This is a genomic window from Sphingomonas endolithica, from assembly GCF_025231525.1.
Taxonomy (GTDB): Bacteria; Pseudomonadota; Alphaproteobacteria; order Sphingomonadales; family Sphingomonadaceae; genus Sphingomonas; species Sphingomonas endolithica.
The window spans coordinates 4,060,280-4,078,859 of the sequence record NZ_CP103057.1; the positions used below are offsets into that span (position 1 = coordinate 4,060,280).

General features: G+C 66.7%; 18 protein-coding genes and 1 pseudogene. 11 read left to right on the forward strand and 8 right to left on the reverse strand.

Going from position 1 to position 18,580, the window contains the following annotated elements; translation table 11 throughout:
- Positions 1-2: 2 nt before the first annotated feature.
- Entirely contained in the window at positions 3-788 is a 786-nt protein-coding gene (gene fdhD, locus NV382_RS19390; protein WP_260598495.1) for a formate dehydrogenase accessory sulfurtransferase FdhD, read from the forward strand.
- Entirely contained in the window at positions 785-1,324 is a 540-nt protein-coding gene (mobA, locus tag NV382_RS19395; protein WP_260598496.1) for a molybdenum cofactor guanylyltransferase, read from the forward strand. Before fdhD ends, mobA begins: the two co-directional genes overlap by 4 nt.
- Positions 1,325-1,730: 406 nt before the next feature.
- Here mobA and coaBC read toward each other — a convergent pair.
- The 5 genes and pseudogenes from coaBC to NV382_RS19420 form a co-directional block, all read right to left on the reverse strand.
- Positions 1,731-2,899: pseudogene (gene coaBC, locus NV382_RS19400) on the reverse strand (bifunctional phosphopantothenoylcysteine decarboxylase/phosphopantothenate--cysteine ligase CoaBC).
- Positions 2,896-3,999 (reverse strand): hypothetical protein, encoded by a 1,104-nt coding sequence (locus NV382_RS19405; RefSeq protein WP_260598497.1) that lies wholly within the window; start codon positions 3,997-3,999, stop codon positions 2,896-2,898. Before NV382_RS19405 ends, coaBC begins: the two are co-directional and overlap by 4 nt.
- On the reverse strand, positions 3,999-4,316 hold the full coding sequence (locus NV382_RS19410) for a hypothetical protein (protein WP_260598498.1): 318 nt from the start codon (positions 4,314-4,316) through the stop codon (positions 3,999-4,001). Before NV382_RS19410 ends, NV382_RS19405 begins: the two co-directional genes overlap by 1 nt.
- Positions 4,313-5,848: a 2-polyprenylphenol 6-hydroxylase gene (gene ubiB / locus NV382_RS19415; RefSeq protein ID WP_260598499.1), complete on the reverse strand. Its 1,536-nt coding sequence runs from the start codon at positions 5,846-5,848 to the stop codon at positions 4,313-4,315. The genes NV382_RS19410 and ubiB overlap by 4 nt, the downstream gene beginning before the upstream one ends.
- 127 nt (positions 5,849-5,975) lie before the next feature.
- Positions 5,976-6,719 (reverse strand): class I SAM-dependent methyltransferase, encoded by a 744-nt coding sequence (locus tag NV382_RS19420; protein WP_260598500.1) that lies wholly within the window; start codon positions 6,717-6,719, stop codon positions 5,976-5,978.
- Between the two features lie 56 nt (positions 6,720-6,775).
- Between NV382_RS19420 and mutM the strand changes: the two genes are divergently transcribed.
- The 5 genes from mutM (at position 6,776) to NV382_RS19445 (ending at position 10,613) form a co-directional block, all read left to right on the forward strand.
- Entirely contained in the window at positions 6,776-7,588 is an 813-nt protein-coding gene (gene mutM / locus NV382_RS19425) for a bifunctional DNA-formamidopyrimidine glycosylase/DNA-(apurinic or apyrimidinic site) lyase (protein WP_260598501.1), read from the forward strand.
- 109 nt (positions 7,589-7,697) lie between these two features.
- Entirely contained in the window at positions 7,698-7,961 is a 264-nt protein-coding gene (gene rpsT, locus NV382_RS19430) for a 30S ribosomal protein S20 (protein ID WP_260598502.1), read from the forward strand.
- Between the two features lie 467 nt (positions 7,962-8,428).
- On the forward strand, positions 8,429-9,814 hold the full coding sequence (gene dnaA, locus NV382_RS19435; protein WP_260598503.1) for a chromosomal replication initiator protein DnaA: 1,386 nt from the start codon (positions 8,429-8,431) through the stop codon (positions 9,812-9,814).
- Between the two features lie 171 nt (positions 9,815-9,985).
- Positions 9,986-10,216: an AbrB/MazE/SpoVT family DNA-binding domain-containing protein gene (locus NV382_RS19440; RefSeq protein ID WP_260598504.1), complete on the forward strand. Its 231-nt coding sequence runs from the start codon at positions 9,986-9,988 to the stop codon at positions 10,214-10,216.
- Positions 10,206-10,613 (forward strand): PIN domain-containing protein, encoded by a 408-nt coding sequence (locus NV382_RS19445; protein ID WP_260598505.1) that lies wholly within the window; start codon positions 10,206-10,208, stop codon positions 10,611-10,613. The genes NV382_RS19440 and NV382_RS19445 overlap by 11 nt, the downstream gene beginning before the upstream one ends.
- Positions 10,614-10,720: 107 nt before the next feature.
- On the opposite strand, the gene trpS is transcribed toward NV382_RS19445, so the two are convergent.
- The 3 genes from trpS to secB form a co-directional block, all read right to left on the reverse strand.
- A complete protein-coding gene (trpS, locus tag NV382_RS19450; protein WP_260598506.1) occupies positions 10,721-11,728 on the reverse strand; it encodes a tryptophan--tRNA ligase in 1,008 nt (335 codons plus the stop codon).
- 11 nt (positions 11,729-11,739) lie between these two features.
- A complete protein-coding gene (gene murJ / locus NV382_RS19455) occupies positions 11,740-13,314 on the reverse strand; it encodes a murein biosynthesis integral membrane protein MurJ (RefSeq protein WP_260598507.1) in 1,575 nt (524 codons plus the stop codon).
- 140 nt (positions 13,315-13,454) lie between these two features.
- Entirely contained in the window at positions 13,455-13,970 is a 516-nt protein-coding gene (gene secB, locus NV382_RS19460; protein ID WP_260598508.1) for a protein-export chaperone SecB, read from the reverse strand.
- Positions 13,971-14,200: 230 nt separating this feature from the next.
- Between secB and NV382_RS19465 the strand changes: the two genes are divergently transcribed.
- The 4 genes from NV382_RS19465 to NV382_RS19480 all read left to right on the forward strand — a co-directional run bounded on the left by NV382_RS19465 (position 14,201) and on the right by NV382_RS19480 (position 18,578).
- Positions 14,201-14,845 (forward strand): Tim44/TimA family putative adaptor protein, encoded by a 645-nt coding sequence (locus tag NV382_RS19465; RefSeq protein WP_260598509.1) that lies wholly within the window; start codon positions 14,201-14,203, stop codon positions 14,843-14,845.
- Entirely contained in the window at positions 14,845-16,158 is a 1,314-nt protein-coding gene (gene mltA, locus NV382_RS19470; protein ID WP_260598510.1) for a murein transglycosylase A, read from the forward strand. Before NV382_RS19465 ends, mltA begins: the two co-directional genes overlap by 1 nt.
- A gap of 1 nt (position 16,159) precedes the next feature.
- On the forward strand, positions 16,160-16,819 hold the full coding sequence (locus NV382_RS19475; RefSeq protein ID WP_260598511.1) for a Smr/MutS family protein: 660 nt from the start codon (positions 16,160-16,162) through the stop codon (positions 16,817-16,819).
- A gap of 67 nt (positions 16,820-16,886) precedes the next feature.
- Entirely contained in the window at positions 16,887-18,578 is a 1,692-nt protein-coding gene (locus tag NV382_RS19480) for a putative bifunctional diguanylate cyclase/phosphodiesterase (protein ID WP_260598512.1), read from the forward strand.
- Positions 18,579-18,580: the final 2 nt, after the last annotated feature.

Consider the following 18,580-nt stretch of genomic DNA (forward strand, 5'->3'; position numbering starts at 1 on the left):
ACGTGGCGCAGGGTGCATCGGCGCCGTTCGTGTTCCTCCAGGTGGCGGCGAGCGGCGGCGGTGCACCGATCGAGCGCGCGATCGCGGTGGAGATGCCGATCGCGATCGAGTTCAACGGCATCGGCTATGCCGTGCTGATGGCGACGCCGGCCGAGCTGGAGGACCTGGCGGTCGGCTTTGCGCTGGCCGAGCGGCTGATCGATGGGGCGGCGGACATCGTCGATGTCGAGAGCCATGCGGCGCCGGCCGGCATGATCGTGCGCGTGACGCTAGCCCCCGGCGTGTCGGGACGGATCGTCGAGCGGGTGCGGCACCGCGTATCGGAATCGTCGTGCGGCCTGTGCGGGATCGAGAATCTGGAACAGGCGCTGCGGCCGCTGCCGGCAGCATCGGCGGACTGGCATGGCGAGGATGCGGCGGTGTTTCGCGCGCTGGCGGCGCTAGGCGACGCGCAGCCGCTGGGGCGCGAGACGCGGGCGGTGCATGGCGCGGCGGCCTGTTCCATCGACGGCGTGCCATGGTTGGTGCGTGAGGATGTCGGGCGGCACAATGCGTTCGACAAGCTGATCGGCGCGATGCTGCGCCGTGGGATGGGGTGGGATGGCGGCTTTGCGCTGCTGACCTCGCGCTGCTCGTACGAACTGGTCGAGAAGGCGGTGCTGTCGGGCTGCCCGATGCTGGCCACGATCTCGGCGCCCACCAGCCTGGCGATCGACCGCGCTGCCGCTGCCGGTTTGCCGCTGCGCGTGCTGGTGCGCGGCGACGCGTTGCTGGCGGTGCCGGCATGACGCGGGTGCTGGGCGCGGTGTTGGCGGGCGGGCAATCGCGCCGCTTCGGCAGCGACAAGGCGCAGGCGGTGCTCGACGGACGCACGCTGATCGACCGGGTGCTCGCGGCGCTTAGGCCGCAAGTGGACGGCGTGGTGATCTGCGGGCGCGTGATGCAGGGCATGGAGTGCGTGGCGGATCGGCCGGGGCCGGATCTCGGGCCGCTCGGCGGGCTGAACGCCGTGCTGCACGAGGGGCGGCGTGGCGGCTATGACATGGTCGTCAGCGTGCCGTGCGATGCGGCTTTCCTGCCGGGCGATCTGGTGGCGCGACTGCTGGCGGTGGAAGGCGCGGGCTATGCGGCGTCGCTGCCGGTGATCGGGGCGTGGCCGGTGGCGCTGGCGGATCGGCTCGACGCGCATCTCGCGGCGGGTGGTGACCGGTCGATGCGGCGCTGGGTGGCAGCGATCGGAGCGGTGGCGATCGCCGTGGAGGGTGTGGGCAACATCAATACGGTGGCTGATCTGGAACTGCTTGCGGGTACGTTTCGCGGGTGAGGTGATGGCGGTCTGAGGCGGCGCCTAGAGTGCTTCCGAGCGGACGCGGGAGCCCATTAGGACGCGGCGCGCCTTGCGCCCTGGGCCCCTGCGTTCGCAGGGGAACTGGGTTGGATCGCGTTTTCCTCGACTCACCACCTCTGATTGTTCGGCGGTTATCCTCTTCGATCATAGTACGTCATCCCCGCGCAGGCGGGGATCCATAAGCTCGGGATTAGGACTTCAGTCGGTAAGCAAGCCGGTACGGGTCCCCGCCTGCGCGGGGATGACGCAGTAGTATGGATTTATCCTCACGGGTGGAAGGGACGCCATCGTGCTCCGCGAGCCTGCGGCACGGTGGACCCCGGAACAAGTCCGGGGTGACGAAGTTGTGCCAGGGCCGTGACGGGTGCCGTAGGACGAATGTCTACGCGGTAAGCGCCGCGGCGATGCGTTCTGCCAGCCGCGTGGCGACGTCTTCCTTGGGGAGTCGTTCCCAGCTTTCGACGCCGGTCTGCGTGATGATGTGCACCGTGTTGGTGGTGCCGCCCATGACATCGCCGGAGACGTCGTTGGCGATGATCCAGTCGACGTTCTTGCGCGCGCGCTTGGCGGTGGCGTGCTCGATGACGCGTTCCGTCTCGGCCGCGAAGCCGATCAGCAGGTGCGGGCGGTGCGGGCCGGCAGCGAGGTTGGCGAGGATATCGGGACTCTCGACGAGGTGGAGGACGGGCGGCGCGCCGCTTTTCTTGATCTTCTGGGATGCGCCGGCGACGCGCCAGTCGGCGACGGCGGCGACCATCACCGCGGCGTCGGCGGGCAAGGCTTGATCGACGGCGGCTTGCATCTGGAGCGCGGTCTCGACGTCGATCCGTGTCACGCCGGGCGGCGTGTCGAGCGTCACCGGGCCGGCGATCAGCGACACCCTGGCGCCCAATGCGGCGAGCGCGCCGGCGATGGCGAAGCCCTGGCGGCCGGACGAGCGGTTGGCGATGTAGCGGACCGGATCGATCGGCTCGTGCGTCGGACCGGCCGTCACCAGGATGTGCTTGCCGGTCAGCATCAGGCGGCGAGCGCGGCCTTGATCGCGGCGAGGATCGCTTCCGGTTCGGGCAGGCGGCCGGGGCCATATTCACCGCAGGCCATTGCGCCCTCATCGGGTTCGAGCACGGTCACGCCGTCGCCGCGCAGCGTGGCCACGTTGCGCCTGGTCGCCGGGTGCTGCCACATGCGCACGTTCATCGCCGGCGCCGCCAGCACACGCTTGTCGGTGGCGAGGAGCAGGGTGGTGGCGAGATCGTCGGCGATGCCCGCGGCCATTTTGGCCAGCAGATCGGCGGTGGCCGGCGCGATGACGACCAGATCGGCCTCGCGGCTGAGCTGGATATGGCCCATCTCGGCCTCGTCCTTCAGATCCCACAAGGTCGTATAGACCTGGTTCTCCGACAAGGCGGCGAGCGTCATGGGGGTGACGAAATGTGCGCCGCCGGCGGTGAGCACGCAGGTCACCTCGATCCCGGCCTTGCGGCACAAGCGGACCAGTTCGCTGGCCTTGTAGGCAGCGATGCCGCCCGCGACGATGAGCAGGATCTTCATCGCGTCAGCCGGGTGACGGTGATGCGGCGGGGGTTGCGCGCGGCCAGCACCGTTTCGCGCAGGGCATCGGGCACGAAGGCTAGGCCGATCAGGATCGTGGGGGCGATCATCAGACCCCAATAGAAGGTATCGCTACGCCCGAACAGGGCAAGCAACGTCGCATAGCCGCAGAAGGTCGCCAGCGCGCGGAGCGCCAGCGGATCATCCCATGCCGCCCAGCCGAACAAGGTCAGCGCGACCAGCAGCGCGGCGAGCCAGGCCGGCGCCAGCGCAAGCGCGGTCGACACCGTCATGCTCGAGACGAAGAAGCCGAAGCCGAGCATCCCGTCCCAGCCCGGCGAGGATGGATCGAGCGGCCGGACGACCTGCGCCACGGCATGCGCGTGGAACATGATGACGATCGCAAAGGCGGCGAGCGTGGCGAGCCAGCCATAGGCCTCGCGGCGATTGCCCTCCATCAAGGCGATCGCGGCCATGATGCCGACATACAAAGCGGCGGTCTCGCGAAAGAGCATCGCGATCATGCCGAAGGCGGCGGCCTCGACCCACCGGCCCGGCCGGCGCAGCGCGAGCGATAGCGCGATGATCAGCCCCGCCCAGATCTCATGCAGGCCGGCCAGGCCGCTCTGTACGAAGGCGATCAGCCCGCCGCCCAGCAACAGCAAGGCGGTGGCGCGCGATGGCGGACGGGCAAAGGCGGGGCGCAGGCGGATGAACCAGGCAAGCGCCACGGCCGCAGCCAGGATGTGGAGCAACAACGACCAGAGCGCGGACGGCATGCTGGCCTGCAGCGTGGCGAGCGTCGGCAGGCGGAAGGTGACGAAGGGCTTGAGCGGATAATTGCCGTTGCGCAGCGCCGCCGCGGCGACTCCGTAATATTCGCCGCCGGCACGAACGCCGGAGACGATCGAATCGTACAGCGCGAGATCGGTCTGGGTGTCGCCGCGGTCCGCCAACCCGGTGCTGCGCGGCGTCGCCAGCGCGCTCAGGCTGATGGCGAGCAGCAATGCGAGCAGGCCCAGCACCCACCGCGCGCGGGTTTGCGACAGGCCGGCAAACCGTGTCCCCGCCGCCAGCAACAAGGGCGTGGCGCGCGGCATCAGGGCTGGCGCCCGACCGGTGACGCCGGCGGGACGACGCCTTGCGGCTCGACCAGTTCGATCAAGCGCACGCCGTTGTCGGCGAGCTTGAAGGCGATCTTGGCCAGGCATTTGATGTCGGTGCTTTGCCGGGCGATGATGCGCACCGGCTTGCCCGCCGCCCATTCCGCCTGGCGGCTCCTGAGTTCGTCGTCGGACATGTCGCGATCGGCAAAGCGCACCCGGCATTTGCGCTTGGCCGCCACCACGACGATGTCGTCGCCGACCGGCGGATCGGCCGGTGCCGCATGCGCGAGCGCCAGCAGCAGCAGGATCACGTGACGACCACCCAGGTCGCGGCGACCGCGAGGGCGGCGCTCAGCAGCGCGACCGCGGCATAGCGCCAGCCGCCGCCGATCCGCACGATCTCGATCTCGCGCAGCGGCGGCATCGGGGGCGCGCCGCCGGGGGCGGGGTAGCGCGCCTCGATGTTGCGGATCAGCTCGGGCAGCCGCGCGAAGGTGCGCAGATCGGTGATGATGCGATCGGCGACGAACGCTTCGGGGCCAAGTTCCGTCCGGATCCATTCGGTGACGAACGGGGCGGCGGCATCCCACAGGTTGATGTCCGGATCGAGGCTGGTCGCCACGCCCTCGACCATCACCATGGTCTTCTGCAGCAGCAGCAGATGCGGCTGCGTCTGCATGTCGAAATCGCGGGTGATGTTGAACAGGCCGTCGAGCATCATGCCGATCGACATGTCCTTGACCGCCATGCCCCGCATCGGCTCGCCGACCGCGCGCAAGGCAGTGGCGAATTCGGCGACGTTGTGGTGCGCGGGGACATAGCCCGCCTCGAAATGGATTTCCGCGACGCGTTTGTAATTGCCGGTGATCAGGCCGTAGAGAATCTCGGCCAGCCACACGCGGGCGCGGCGATCGATGCGGCCCATGATGCCGAAATCGATCGCGGCGATCTTGTTGCCGGGCAGGGCGAACAGGTTCCCCTGGTGCATGTCGGCATGAAAGAAGCCCTCGGCGATCGCCTGGCGCAGGAAGGCGTGGACGAGCGTGTTGGCGAGCGCGCGGACGTCATAGCCCGCCTCGATCAACGCGGCGCGGTTGCTGAGCTTGATGCCGTCGATCCATTCGAGCGTCAGCACCTTGCCCGAGGTGCGCTGCCAGTCGATCGCGGGGACGAAGAAATCGGGCTCGGCGGCCATCGAATCGGCGAGTTCGGATGCCGATGCCGCTTCGCGCCGCAAATCGAGTTCGCGCGCGGTCCAGCGCTTGAACGTCTCGATCACGAGGCGCGGGCGCAGGCGGGAAAGCTCGCCGCCCATGCCTTCCATCTGCGCGGCGGCCCATTGATAGGTGTCGATCGCGCGGGCGAAATCCTCCTCGACGCCGGGGCGCAGCACCTTGACCGCCACCGTCCGGCCATCGGTGGTGACGGCGCGGTGGACCTGCGCGATCGACGCGGCGCCGACCGGCACGGGATCGATCGAGGCAAACAGCGCGGATGGATCGCGTCCGAACGCGCGCGTCATGGCGGCGTGGATCGTCTCGTACGGGACGGGCGGCAACGCATCCTGCAGGCGCATGAGATCCGCCACCGCATCCTCGCCGACGATGTCGGGGCGGGTGGCGAGCGTCTGGCCGAGCTTGATCGCCGCCGGGCCGATCGCCTGCAATGCATCGGCATAGGCCGGTACCTTGGGCACGCGCGCGCCGATGCGGGCGATACGGACCAGGCGGCGCACGGGGGTAGGCGTGTTCGGATCACGCTCGATACCGCGCAGCGCGCCGTGGCGGGCCAGGATGCGGCCCCATTTGACCAGGCGCCAGAGGTGGGTGGTGGCCTGGGTCACTTGAACTCCCCTCCCTGGAAGGGAGGGGTTAGGGGTGGGTAGCCGCGCGCGAGGACGCTCGTGTTGCGGAAAGGTCCGACCCACCCCCGGCCCCTCCCTTCCAGGGAGGGGAGAACGGTCGGCTTCATCAAATCTTCCAGCCGCTGTGGATCGCGACGAGCCCGCCGAGCATCGGTTCGACCTGCGTCTGCACGAAGCCGGCATCGCCGATCATGCCCTTGAACGTCGCCATGTCCGGAAAGCGGCGGATCGATTCGATCAGGTAGCGATAGGAATCGCTGTCGCCGGCGAGCAATTGGCCGAGCTTGGGCACGATCTTGTGCGAATAGGCATCGTAGACGTCGCCGAAGCCGGGCCACAGGGTGGTCGAGAATTCCAGGCAATAGAAGCGCCCGCCACGCCGCAGCACGCGGTGAGCCTCACGCAGCGCGGCCGGGATATCGGTGACGTTGCGGATGCCGAAGGCGATCGTATAGGCATCGAAGAAGCGATCGGGGAAGACGAGCGTCTCGGCGTTGGCCTCGGTCCAGACCAGGCCGTCAATACCGCGCTTGGCGGCGCGTTCCATGCCTACCTCCAACATCGCCGGGTTGATGTCGGCGACGGTGACGGCAGCGCCGCTCTCGGCCAGGCGGAAGGCGATGTCGCCGGTGCCGCCGGCCATGTCGAGGATCTGTTCCCCGGCGCGTGGCTTCACGCGGCGTACGAAGCGATCCTTCCACAGCCGGTGCATGCCGCCCGACATGGCATCGTTCATCAGGTCGTATTTACCCGCGACGCTGGTGAACACGCCGCCGACACGGGCGGTCTTTTCCTCGGCGGGAATGTCTTCGTAGCCGAAGGTGACGGTTGCGGGCGTGGGCTCGTTCATGGATGCGGCTCTAGCCGGGCCTTGTGGCAGGGGCAAACGCAACCTAGCTGCGCGGCATGCCGGAACTCCCTGAAGTCGAAACAACCGTCCGGGGATTGCGCCCCGTGCTCGAGGGGCAGCGCCTCGCCTCGGTCGAGACCCGGCGGGGCGACCTGCGGCGGCCATTCCCGGCCGATCTGCGCCAGCGGATGACCGGCGCGACGGTCACCGCGCTGGGGCGGCGCGCGAAATACGGGCTGATCGACACCGATCGTGGCGACACGATGGTGTTCCATCTCGGCATGTCGGGGCGGTGGCGGGTCGATCCGGTGGAGTTGCTGCCGCACGATCACCTGCTGATCGAGACTGACAATGGTCGGCGCCTGGCGTTGAACGACGCGCGGCGATTCGGTTCGGTCGATCTGTGGCCTACCGCGGATCTCGAAAGCTATCCCGCATTCAAGGGGATCGGCCCGGAACCGCTGGGCAACGGTCTGACCGCGGCCCATCTGCATGGGGCACTGGCGGGGCGCAAAGCGTCGATCAAGCTGATGCTGCTCGACCAGCGCATCGTGGCGGGGCTGGGCAATATCTATGTCTGCGAGGCGCTGTTCCTGGCCAGGATATCGCCCAAGACGGCTGGGGGGCGGATATCGCTGCTGCGCCTGGAGCGGGTGGTGGCGGCGATCCGCACCGTGCTGCTGGCGGCGATCGAGGCCGGCGGCTCGAGCCTGCGCGATTATGCCAGGCCCGATGGGGAGCTCGGCTATTTCTCCAAGCAATTCGCCGTCTATGGGCGGGAAGGGCAGCCATGCGCCTGTGGCGGGCTGGTGCAACGCTATAGCGAGGGTGGTCGCTCGACCTTCTGGTGCCCGAAATGCCAGCGGTGACATTCGTGTTCTGTGTTGACCAAAGCGCCGCCCCTCGGTAAGGAGCGCGCTTTCCGGGGCCGCGGGCTTTGCCGTCCGCGCCCTTTTTTATTCAAGCAATGAGGGCTTCATGGCGAACACGCCACAGGCGAAAAAGCGTATCCGTCGCAATGCTGCACGCGCAGTTGTCAACGGGAATCGAGTCGGTCGTATCCGCACCTTCGTGAAACGGTGCGAATCGGCATTGGCATCGGGCGACAAGGCAGCGGCGACCGCTGCTTTGGCGCAGGTCCAGCCGGAATTGATGCGCGGCGTCGCCAAGGGCGTGTTCCACAAGAACACCGCGTCGCGGAAGTTCTCGCGTCTGACCAAGGCGCTCGCCTCACTCGCTTAAAAAAGCGATTTGTTGCAGACATTTCGCCCGCCGGGAGCAGTTCCGGCGGGCTTTTTGTCGTGCCTCGTCTGGGTGTTTAGGGCAGCGGCCGGGGCCGATGGTTAGCCGATGTTCAACGTTCTGGAACGAGCAGAGAACAGCCGCGGGAACGCTGCGATTCGCATTGAGGGCGAACCGCTCATCTTCGACAAATCCCTTACAATTCAGTCGCTTGTAAGATTTCTCACGCAAATCCTTGGCCGGTGATGTGTCAAGCGGATATTTCGAATTTGTGACCTTGATAGAGTCCGCGCGATCTTCTTAATTGGCATCAACAGCGGCGGTCTCCGCCCTGTATTCAGATGCGGCAGCTCCGGCATCAGGTGGATACGTGTTTCCGCCTGCGGGGAGCTTTTGCCGTCCGAAAATCAAGCGGCGTGGGGGCGAACTCGCCGCGCATAGAGGGTGCGGCTATCGTGGGATTTGCAGTGGATCGATCAAGTGACGCGGCCCGTGCATGGGGGACCGTCCGCGGCCACCTGCGCGACTCGGCCGGCGCGCGCTTGTTCGACCAGTGGCTGAAACCCATGGAGCTGATCGACGGGGGCGACACCGACACGATCCGCCTGGCACTGCCATCGGCATTCATGACGAACTGGGTGCGCAACCATTATGCGGACCGGCTGGTCGCCGAATTCCGTGCCATCCTGCCCGAGGTGCGCAGCGTATCGATCGAGACGCGCTCGGCGACGGCGGCTCCTGCCGTGTTGAGTGTCGAGCCTGTCGCGCCGCCGGCAACGGTGCCCGCCGCAGTGCGTGCTATCGAGGCGCCCGTGGCCGTGCCGTGCGCGCGGCCGCCGCTCGACGCTCGCTTCACGTTCGACCGGTTCGTGGTCGATGCCTCGAACCGCGTGGCGTTCAATGCCGGCAAGGCGCTGGCCGAACCCGGCGCGCCGCGCTTCAGCCCGCTGTTCCTTCATGGCGGCACGGGGCAGGGCAAGACGCACCTGATGCATGCGATCGGCGCGGCCTATCTGGCGGCCGTGCCCGAGGCCAACATCATCCTGATGTCCGCCGAGCGGTTTATGTTCGATTTCGTTGCCGCGATGCGCGCCAAGGACACGCACGCCTTCAAGACGCGGCTGCGCGCGGCCGACCTCCTGATGATCGACGACCTGCAGTTCATCGCCGGCAAGGACGCGACGCAGGAGGAGTTCTTCCACACGATCAACGAGGTGATGGGCGCGGGCAACCGGCTGGTGATCTGCGCGGATCGCTGCCCGCAAGGGTTGGACGGGGTCGAGGCGCGGATCACCTCGCGGCTGTCTTCCGGGCTGGTGGCGGACATCAAGGCGCCGGATCTCACGCTACGCCGCGCGATCCTGGAGCGGAAGCTGGTCGACATGCCGGGCGCCTTGGTGCCGAGCGACGTGCTCGACCTGCTCGGCGCGCGGATCACGCAGAGCGTGCGCGACCTGGAAGGCGCGCTGGGACGCATCGTGGCCTATGCGCAACTGACCGGGGAGACGATCGATCTCGATTTCGCGGTGGCGACTTTGGGCGACGTGCTGCGCGGGGCCGAGCGACGCGTGACGATCGACGAGATCCAGAAAGCGGTGTCCGCGCATTTCGAACTGAAGCCGATCGACCTGGTCTCGGCCAGGCGCGCGGTGGTGGTGGCGCGGCCACGGCAGATCGCGATGTACTTGGCCAAGCGGCTGACGACGCGATCGCTGCCGGAGATCGGGCGCAAGTTCGGCGGCCGCGATCATTCCACCGTGATCCACGCGGTGCGGCGGATCGAGGCGTTGCGCGACAGCGACCGCGAGATCGACGGCGCGGTGCGGATGCTGCTGCGCGAATTGGAGGGCTGAGACGGAGCCGCCGGTGGATATGGCTGAAGCACGGTATCAGGCCGCTCTGCGACTTGTGGAGAGCGAAGCGACCATCCTGGATGCCGTCAGCGTGCAGCCAGCTTGACGGCAATTGCTGGCGCTACCAGCTGATGATATACATTCGGACAATGTATATCGTTGGAGTTAGCCATGCAGGTTGCGAAATGGGGCAATAGCCTCGCGGTTCGACTGCCGAAGCACGTTGTTCTTGCGCTGGATTTGAAGGCCGGAGACGACGTTACGCTGCGCGCGCGGGAGCCCGGCACGTTGGACGTCTCGAAGACGATGACCCGCGAGGAAGCGCTGATGAACTTGCGGCGCTTTCGCGGGATGATCCCGGCGGACTTCAAGTTCGACCGCGACGAGGCCAATGCCCGGTAGCTTCTTCGACAGCAATGTGCCGCTGTCTGTCGCGGTTGGCGATGACGCGAAGGCGAATCTGGCCGAGCAGCTCTTATCTAGTGGCGGCATCGTAAGTGTTCAGGTGTTGAACGAAGTCGCCAATGTTGCGTTGCGCAAATACGGGTTCACTATTCCCGAGGTCGTGACGTTTATCGACAGCCTGCGTTTCGTCGTGAAGGTGGTGCCGGTGACGGTCGAGACGCATGAAGTCGCGTTGATCGTTCGGGAGCGTCACCGTTTCGCATTTCACGATTGTGCGATCGTCGCTGCAGCATTGCTCGCCGATTGCGAGACGCTGTGGTCGGAGGACATGCACGACGGGCTTGTCGTCGACGGGCGGCTTACGATCCGCAACCCGTTTGCGGGGGCGGCGTAACGCTCCTCGATCCTGAAACCGTTCGTCCTGAGCTTGTCGAAGGGCGTGTTCTGGTACACGTCCTTCGACAAGCTCAGGACGAGCGGATTTTTTAAGCGCATTGGGTCCTAGATTTGCAACCCCATCGCGCGCTGCGCCGCCAGCAGCGTGGGCGCGGCGAGATTGCGTGCTTTTTCGGCGCCGCTTTCCAGCAGGCGACTGACTTCGGCGCGGTCGTCCAGCAACCGCAGCATGCGGTCGCGGATCGGGCCCAATGTGGCGACCGCCAGGTCGGCGAGGGCCGGCTTGAAGGCACCGAAGCCCTGGCCGGCATAGTCCGCGATCACCTGCTCGGTCGTGCGATCGGCCAAGGCGGCGTAGATCGTGACCAGGTTCTTGGCCTCGGGCCGTTCTGCCAGGCCGTCGACATTGTCGGGCAGCGCGTCGGCGTCGCTCTTGGCCTTGCGGAACTTGGCGGCGATCGTTTCGTCGTCGTCGATCAGGTTGACGCGCGACTGTTCGGACGGGTTCGACTTCGACATCTTGGTCGCGGCATCGCGCAGCGACATGATGCGCGGGGCGGCCTTGCTGACCATCGGTTCGGGCTGGGTGAACAATTCGGTTTCGTAGTCGAGGTTGAACTTGGCGGCGATGTCGCGCGCGAGCTCCAGATGCTGCTTCTGATCCTCGCCCACCGGCACATGCGTGGCGTTGTAGAGCAGCACGTCGGCCGCCATCAGCACGGGATAGTCGTACAGGCCGACGCTGGCGCCCTCGCGGTTCTTGCCGGCCTTGTCCTTGAACTGCGTCATGCGGTTGAGCCAGCCGACGCGGGCGACGTTGTTCAGCAGCCAGGCAAGCTCGCTATGCTGCGGCACGCGCGTCTGGTTGAACAGGATCGACCGTTCGGGATCGATGCCGGCGGCGATTACCGTTGCCGCCATCTCGATCGTGTTCGAGGCCAGTTCGGCCGGCGCGATCCATTCGGTCAGCCCGTGCAGGTCGGCGATGAAGTACATCGTCTCGCCGCCCTGCTGCTGGATGTCGTCCTGCATGGCGACCCATTGCTTCACGGCGCCGAGATAATTGCCGAGATGGAGATTGCCGGTGGGCTTGATGCCGGAAACGACGCGCATGGAGGTGACTTTCAGGCCGGAGTGCGCCTGAACATCATCCGCAGATCGGCGGGAGTGTAGGCGCGCAGGATGAAACAGGCGACCGCGTAGACCAGCCCGCCGGTGCCGACCAGCACGAACATCGCGCCCCAGCGGGTAAGGCTCGGGCCAGTGGTGTACGGCGTGAAGAGATCGTCGAGCAAGTACATTGCCAGCCCCATGATCAACGCCGCCCCGAGCAGCCGCACCGCGCGGTGCGCGAGGCGGGCGTCAGGCACGAAGTGACCGCGCTGCCGCAGGGTGCGGTACAGCAGGTAGACGTTGACGCAACTCGCCAGTGCGGTCGCCAGCGGGGGCCCGAGATGCTTGAGCGGGATGATGAAGGCGAGGTTAAGCACCAGGTTGATGGCGATCGAGATGGTGGCGAAGCGCACCGGCGTCTTGGTATCGGAACGCGCATAATATCCGGGCGTCAGCACCTTCACCAGGATGTAGGCGGGCAGGCCGATCGAGAAAGCGGCAAGCGCACCGGCCGTTGCCGCCGTATCGGCCGCAGTGAAGGCGCCGTGCTGGAACAAGGCGGCGATGATCGGCACGCCGCACACGATCAGCGCGACGGTGGCGGGGAGGGTGAAGAACAGTGCTAACTCCATGCCGCGATTCTGCGTTTCCATGGCGCCCGCCTCGTGGCCGAGGCCAAGCTGGCGCGAGATGGTGGGCAGCAGCACGGTGCCAAGACCGATGCCGATCAGCCCGAGTGGCAACTGGTTCAGGCGATCGGCATAATAGATGTACGACACCGACCCCTCGGGCAGCAGGCTGGCGGCGAGCGCGGTCGAGATGACGAGATTGATCTGCACCGCGCCGGCCCCGGCGGCGGCCGGCCAGATCAGCGACAGCAGCTTCTTGACGTCGGGGTTGAGCCGGGGCGCGCGCAGGCGCAGCTTCACGCCGGCCGAGCGGCAGGCGAAGATCAGCCAGGCGAGTTGCAACACGCCCGACACCGTCACCGCGATCGCCTGGTTGCGGGCGGTGCCGAGCGGATCGGTGTGCAGGAAGATCAACGCGGCGATCAGCGTCGCGTTGAGCAGGATCGGTGCGGCGGCATTGACCCAGAAGCGGTGCAGCGAATTGAGGATGCCGCCGAGCAGCGACACCAGGCTGATCAACAGGAGATAGGGAAAGGTGATCCGCGCCAGATCGACCGCAAAGGCGAACTCGGCGGGGCTGGCGTTGCGGAAGCCGCCCGACAGCAGATAGGTGACCGGCCAGGCGGCGAGTTCCATGACGATCGTCATCACGATCAGGATCGGCAGCAACACCGACAGCGCATCTTCGGCAAAGGTGATGCCGCGCGGCAGCCCGCCGCCCTCGTCAGCAGCGCCCTCCGCCATCTTGCGGTTGAACATCGGGATGAACGCAGCGGAGAACGCGCCCTCGGCGAACAGCGCTCGGAACATGTTGGGCAGGCGGAAGGCGATCAGGAAGGCGTCGGACGCGAAGCTGGCGCCGATGAAGCGCGCGAACAGCGAATCGCGCACCAGCCCGAGCACGCGGCTGGCGAGGGTCAGGCCGCCAACCGACCCCAGCGCACGTGTCAGATTCATGTGATTATCGTCTCTGCCATTTCGTCATCCTGAACTTGTTTCAGGATCCAGGCGCGGTCACTCGCCAAATGGACCATGTCCGTGGATCGGCTGACCGCGCCTGGATGCTGAAACAAGTTCAGCATGACGGCTGGTTAGTATCAGGCAGTGCCGGTTTCCGCGGTGGTCACCTGCGGCTGCCCTTCGGCATCGGCCTGTGCCTGGTACATGCCGGCGAAGTCGATGGGCTCTAGCAGCAGCGGCGGGAAGCCGCCGTCGCGCACGGCATCTGCGAGCACGCGGCGCGCGAACGGGAAGATCAGGCGCGGCGCTTCGCCGAGCAGGAAGGGCTGGAGATGCTCGGCGGGGATGTTGCGCAGGCCGAACAGGCCAGCGAACGACAGATCGACGATGAATGCGACCTGGCCTTCTGCTTCGGCGCGGACTTCGATCTTCAGCACGACCTCGAACACGTCGTCGCCGACCTGGCCCGAGCCGATGTTGAACTGCACGTCGATCTGCGGCGCGACCTGGTTCTGGAAGATCGCCGGGGCGTTCGGGTTCTCGAACGACAGGTCCTTCACATATTGCGAGATCAGACCGACGGCCGGCAACGTGTCTTCGCCGTTGCTATAGGGTTCCGCGCCGGTGGTGACGCCATTGTCCTGCTCTGCCATCGAAACTGGTTCCTCACATGATCGCGCAATGGATTAAGGTGGCCGGTGTTGGTCCGGCAACCGATGATGCGGGCGCCTAGCAGGGGGCGGCGGCTTGTTCAACGGTGGCGACCGTCCGCAAAGCAGGCGGTGTCGCCGCGCGTCGCGCGGGAACAAGCGGCCTTGCCGCCGCATTTGTATCGAGATCGCCTTGCGCCTATGTAAGCGGTTGGCCGAATTCGGAGACCGAAGTGTTTTACGTTGTCATTCTTGCGATGGTCGCCGGTTTCGTGGCGCTGCGCCTGTACATGGTGCTGGGCAAACGCACCGGCCACGAACAGGCATTGCCAAAGCCCGCCGAAGAACGCGCGCCGATCACCACGCTGCCGCGGCCGATCGAGTCGGCAGTCGAGCCACGCGAGATCGCGACGCGCAATATTGACAGCAAGGCGGAAGCCGGGTTGCGCCAGATCGTCACCGCCGAGCCTTCGTTCGATGTCGGGCAGTTCGTGGAGGGTGCGCAGAGCGCCTATCGCATGATCCTGGAAGCCTATTGGAAGGGCGACGAGGAGGCACTGGACTGGCTGGTCGAAGCCGATGTGAAGACCGCGTTCGCCGAGGCGATCGCGGCGCGGCATGAGGCGGGGCATGTCCTGGAGAACCGTCTGGTCTCGATCGAGCGCGCGGTGATCGCCGATGCGCAGGTCGAGGGCAAGCAGGCCCGTATCACCGTGCGCTTCGATGCCGACATCGCTGCCGTCACGCGCGATGCCGAAGGCAACGTCGTGTCCGGATCGATGAGCGATGCGGTCGAGACGCACGACGTCTGGACGTTCGCGCGCACGTTGAAGAGCAACGATCCGAACTGGAAGCTCATCGATACCGACGAAGCCTGATGCGGATCACAGGTGCGCGCCGCTACGCCGCGATCGGCCTTGGGCTGGCGCTGAGTGCTTGTGGCGGACGGATCGTTCCGCCGGGCACGCCATCGGGCTACGCGCCGCCCGCTGGGCAGGATCGTGGCGAACAGCCGCGGGATCGTGCAGATCGACCAAAGGTCCGCGGCACCGCACCGGTGCGTCAGCCGACCGCGGCGACACCGATAGCGCCTGTACCTGCAATGGCCGTTCCGGGGGCGGCCACCGCGGCGGCAACGGGGCTGGTTACCGGGCCGGCGATCGACTCGCTGCCGATCAGCGACGAACAAGCCATGGCGGCACTGGCGGCGTTCCGATTGTCCTGCCCATCGTTGATGCGGCGGGTGGATACCTCCGGCCTGACCCGTGGCACCGACTGGCAGCCGGCGTGCAGCGCGGCTGCCGCCGGTGACGGCGATGCGCGGCGCTTCTTCTCGCGCTGGTTCGAGAGCGTGCAGGTCGGCGACGGCAAGGCGTTCGCCACCGGCTATTACGAGCCGGAGATCGCCGGCTCGCGGGATCGGCGGGCCGGGTACGACATCCCGATCTACGGTCGGCCGAGCGACCTGATCGATGTCGATCTTGGCCAGTTCAACGATGACCTCAAGGGCAAGAAGATACGCGGCCGCGTCGATAAAACGGCGTTGGTGCCCTATTACGATCGCACCGCGATCGAACAGGGCGCGCTGAGCGGCCGGGCGCCGATCCTTGGCTGGGCGGCGGATCCGGTCGCTTTGTTCTTCCTTCAAATCCAGGGCTCGGGCCGCGTACGCCTGCCCGACGGATCCGTGATGCGCATCGGCTACGAAACGCAGAATGGCCGCAGCTATACCGGCATCGGTGCGCTGATGAAGACGCGCGGCTTGCTGGCGCCGGGACAAAGCTCGATGCAAGGCATCGTGCAGTGGCTCCATGACCATCCGGAAGAGGGTGCTGCGATCATGCGCGAGAATAAGAGCTTCGTGTTCTTCCGCGAATTGCAGACGGCGCCGCTCGGCGCGCTAGGGCTGCCGGTGACCGGCGGGGTCAGCGCGGCGACCGACGTCAAGTTCGTGCCGCTCGGCGCGCCGGTCTTCCTGTCGATGGACCGGACGGACGCGACCGGATTGTGGGTCGCGCAGGATACTGGTGGCGCGATCAAGGGCGCCAACCGCTTCGACACGTTCTGGGGCGGCGGCCATGATGCCGAAGCGATTGCCGGCGGTATGAGCGCGCGCGGCACGGCATTCCTGCTGCTGCCGATCGGCACGGTCGCGCGGCTGGCGGCGGAGCGCGCCGCGCCGGCCCGCTGACATGGCGGAGCGACCGTTATCGTCCGAAGAAGCCGCTTTATGGGCGCGCGTGCTGACCTCGGTACGGCCGTTGAAGGTCGCGCCCAAGCCAGCGGCGAAGATCGTGCGCACCGCGCCGCCGCGCAGCAAGGCTGCGCTGCCTGCCGCCGCAAAGGCCCCGGTCGTCGACCAAACGCCAGAGCCGGGGCTGTTCGAGAAGCTGCTCGCCGCGGGCGTCGGCCGCGGCAAGGGCACCAAGAGCCTGCTCGGCGCAACACCGAAGCGCAGCACGATAGCAGTCGCCAAGCCGACGCTTGCCGGGGCGAACACGCTGGACGGGAGTTGGGACAAGAAGCTCGCGCGGGGGCTGGTCTCGCCCGATCGCGCGATCGACCTGCACGGCCATAACCTGTCGACGGCTTATGCGACGCTGGACGGCGCACTGGAGCAGGCGATCGGCCAGGGGGATCGGGTGATCCTGCTGGTCACCGGCAAGCCGCCGCGCCCGGCCAGCGAGCGCCCCCATGCGCGAGGTGCGATTCGGGCGTCGGTCAGCGATTGGCTGGCGGGATCCCGCCATGCCGGGGCAATCGCTGCGGTCAGGGCGGCGCATCCGCGGCACGGCGGTGCAGGTGCCTTGTATATCATCCTGCGCAGGGCCGCCGCTGGGCGGAATTATTAACCTTTCGCGCGCAAATTCCGCGGCTTGGACGGACCATGGGTTCGCGGCATTGGGATCCTGATTGGTAATGGAAGGTGTGTCGCTGAAAGGCCGCGCGATCGCTTTTGCGATGTGCGCCGGAGCGGTGGCATTCATCCTCGCGATCGTGGCGACGTCCGGCAAAGGCATGGACGGCGACAACGTCGCGCGCGCGCTGATTCCGGCGATCGTGTGTGCCGTCATGTGCTGGGCATCGGCGGAACGATCGATCGCGACGACCGCCGCCGCGATCGACCTGGCCATCACGCGGCTGACCAAGGCGGCGCGCGGCGACCTGGAAAGCGATATCGCGCCGGAAATAGCGCAGCAGGTGCCGCAGCTTGCCGGGGCCATGCGCGACTTGTTCGGCCAATTGAGCACGACGCTCGACAATGTCCACCGGCTCGCGATGTTCGACACGGTTACCGCCTTGCCCAATCGCACCAATTTCCGGCGCACCTGCGACCGCGAGATGAGCGGGATGCGGCCGGATGCCACTGCCGCCTTGTTCTTCATCGATCTCGATCGGTTCAAGACCGTCAACGACACGATGGGCCATGCCATGGGGGACCTGCTGCTGGGCATGGTGGCCAATCGCCTGCGCGACATTGCCGATCGTGTGGTCGTCGATCATGGCGGGCACGAAGGCGGCTCGTCTCAGCCGGTGATCGGCCGCCTGGCCGGTGACGAGTTCACGATCTTCTACTCCGGCATCGCCGACAGCGACGAGGCATCGCGGGTCGGCCGCAGCGTGCTTGCCGCGCTTGCCGCGCCGTTCGACCTGATGGGTACGGAAGTGAAGATCGGCGCCTCGATCGGCATCGCGATGCGCCCGGAACATGGCCGCAACCTGACCGAGTTGATGCGCGCCGCCGATGCCGCCATGTATCACGCCAAGGACAGCGGCCGCGGCCGAATGGAGCATTTCACGCAAGGGCTGGCCGACGGCATCGCCGAGCGTGCGTTGCTGGAAAGCGAATTGCGCCAGGCGATCGAGCAGGACCAGTTCGAGCTCGTCTTTCAGCCGCAGGTCAGTCTGCCCGAGGGACGGGTCGTCGCGGCCGAGGCGCTATTGCGCTGGCAGCATCCGCGACAGGGCACGAAGCTGCCGGCGACGTTCATCCAGCGTGCCGAGGAGACCGGGTTGATCGTCGAGATCGGCGAATGGGTGATCGCGACGGTCGCCGATACGATCGTGCGCTGGGAAAGCCTGGGCATCGAGCAGCGTCTGGCGGTGAACATATCGCCGCGCCAACTGGATCATGCCGGCTTCTTCGAACAATTGCGCGCTGCCATGCGGGCGGCGAACGCACCCGCGCGATTGCTGGAACTGGAAATCCCCGAGACGCTGGCGATGACCTGCTCGACCGAGGTGGTGGAGGCGATTGCTGCGCTGCGGGCAGATGGCGCCACGATCTCGATCGACGATTTCGGCACCGGCTATACCAATCTCGCGCGGTTGCGCGACTTGCCGGTCGATCGCGTCAAGCTGGACCGCAGCCTGATCGAGAACGTCACCGACAGCCGGGAAGCGCGGATGATCGCGCATGCGGTGATCGGCCTGATCCACGGGCTCGGCTGCGAGGCAGTGGCCGAGGGGATCGAGAGCAACGCACAGGCCGACGTGCTCCGCGTGATCGGTTGTGACGTCGTGCAGGGCCAGGCCATCGCCGCGCCGATGGACGAGGCGGCGTTCGTCGCCTGGTCGCGCATGGATCAGCGGCGCGCGGCGGTTGGCTAGGG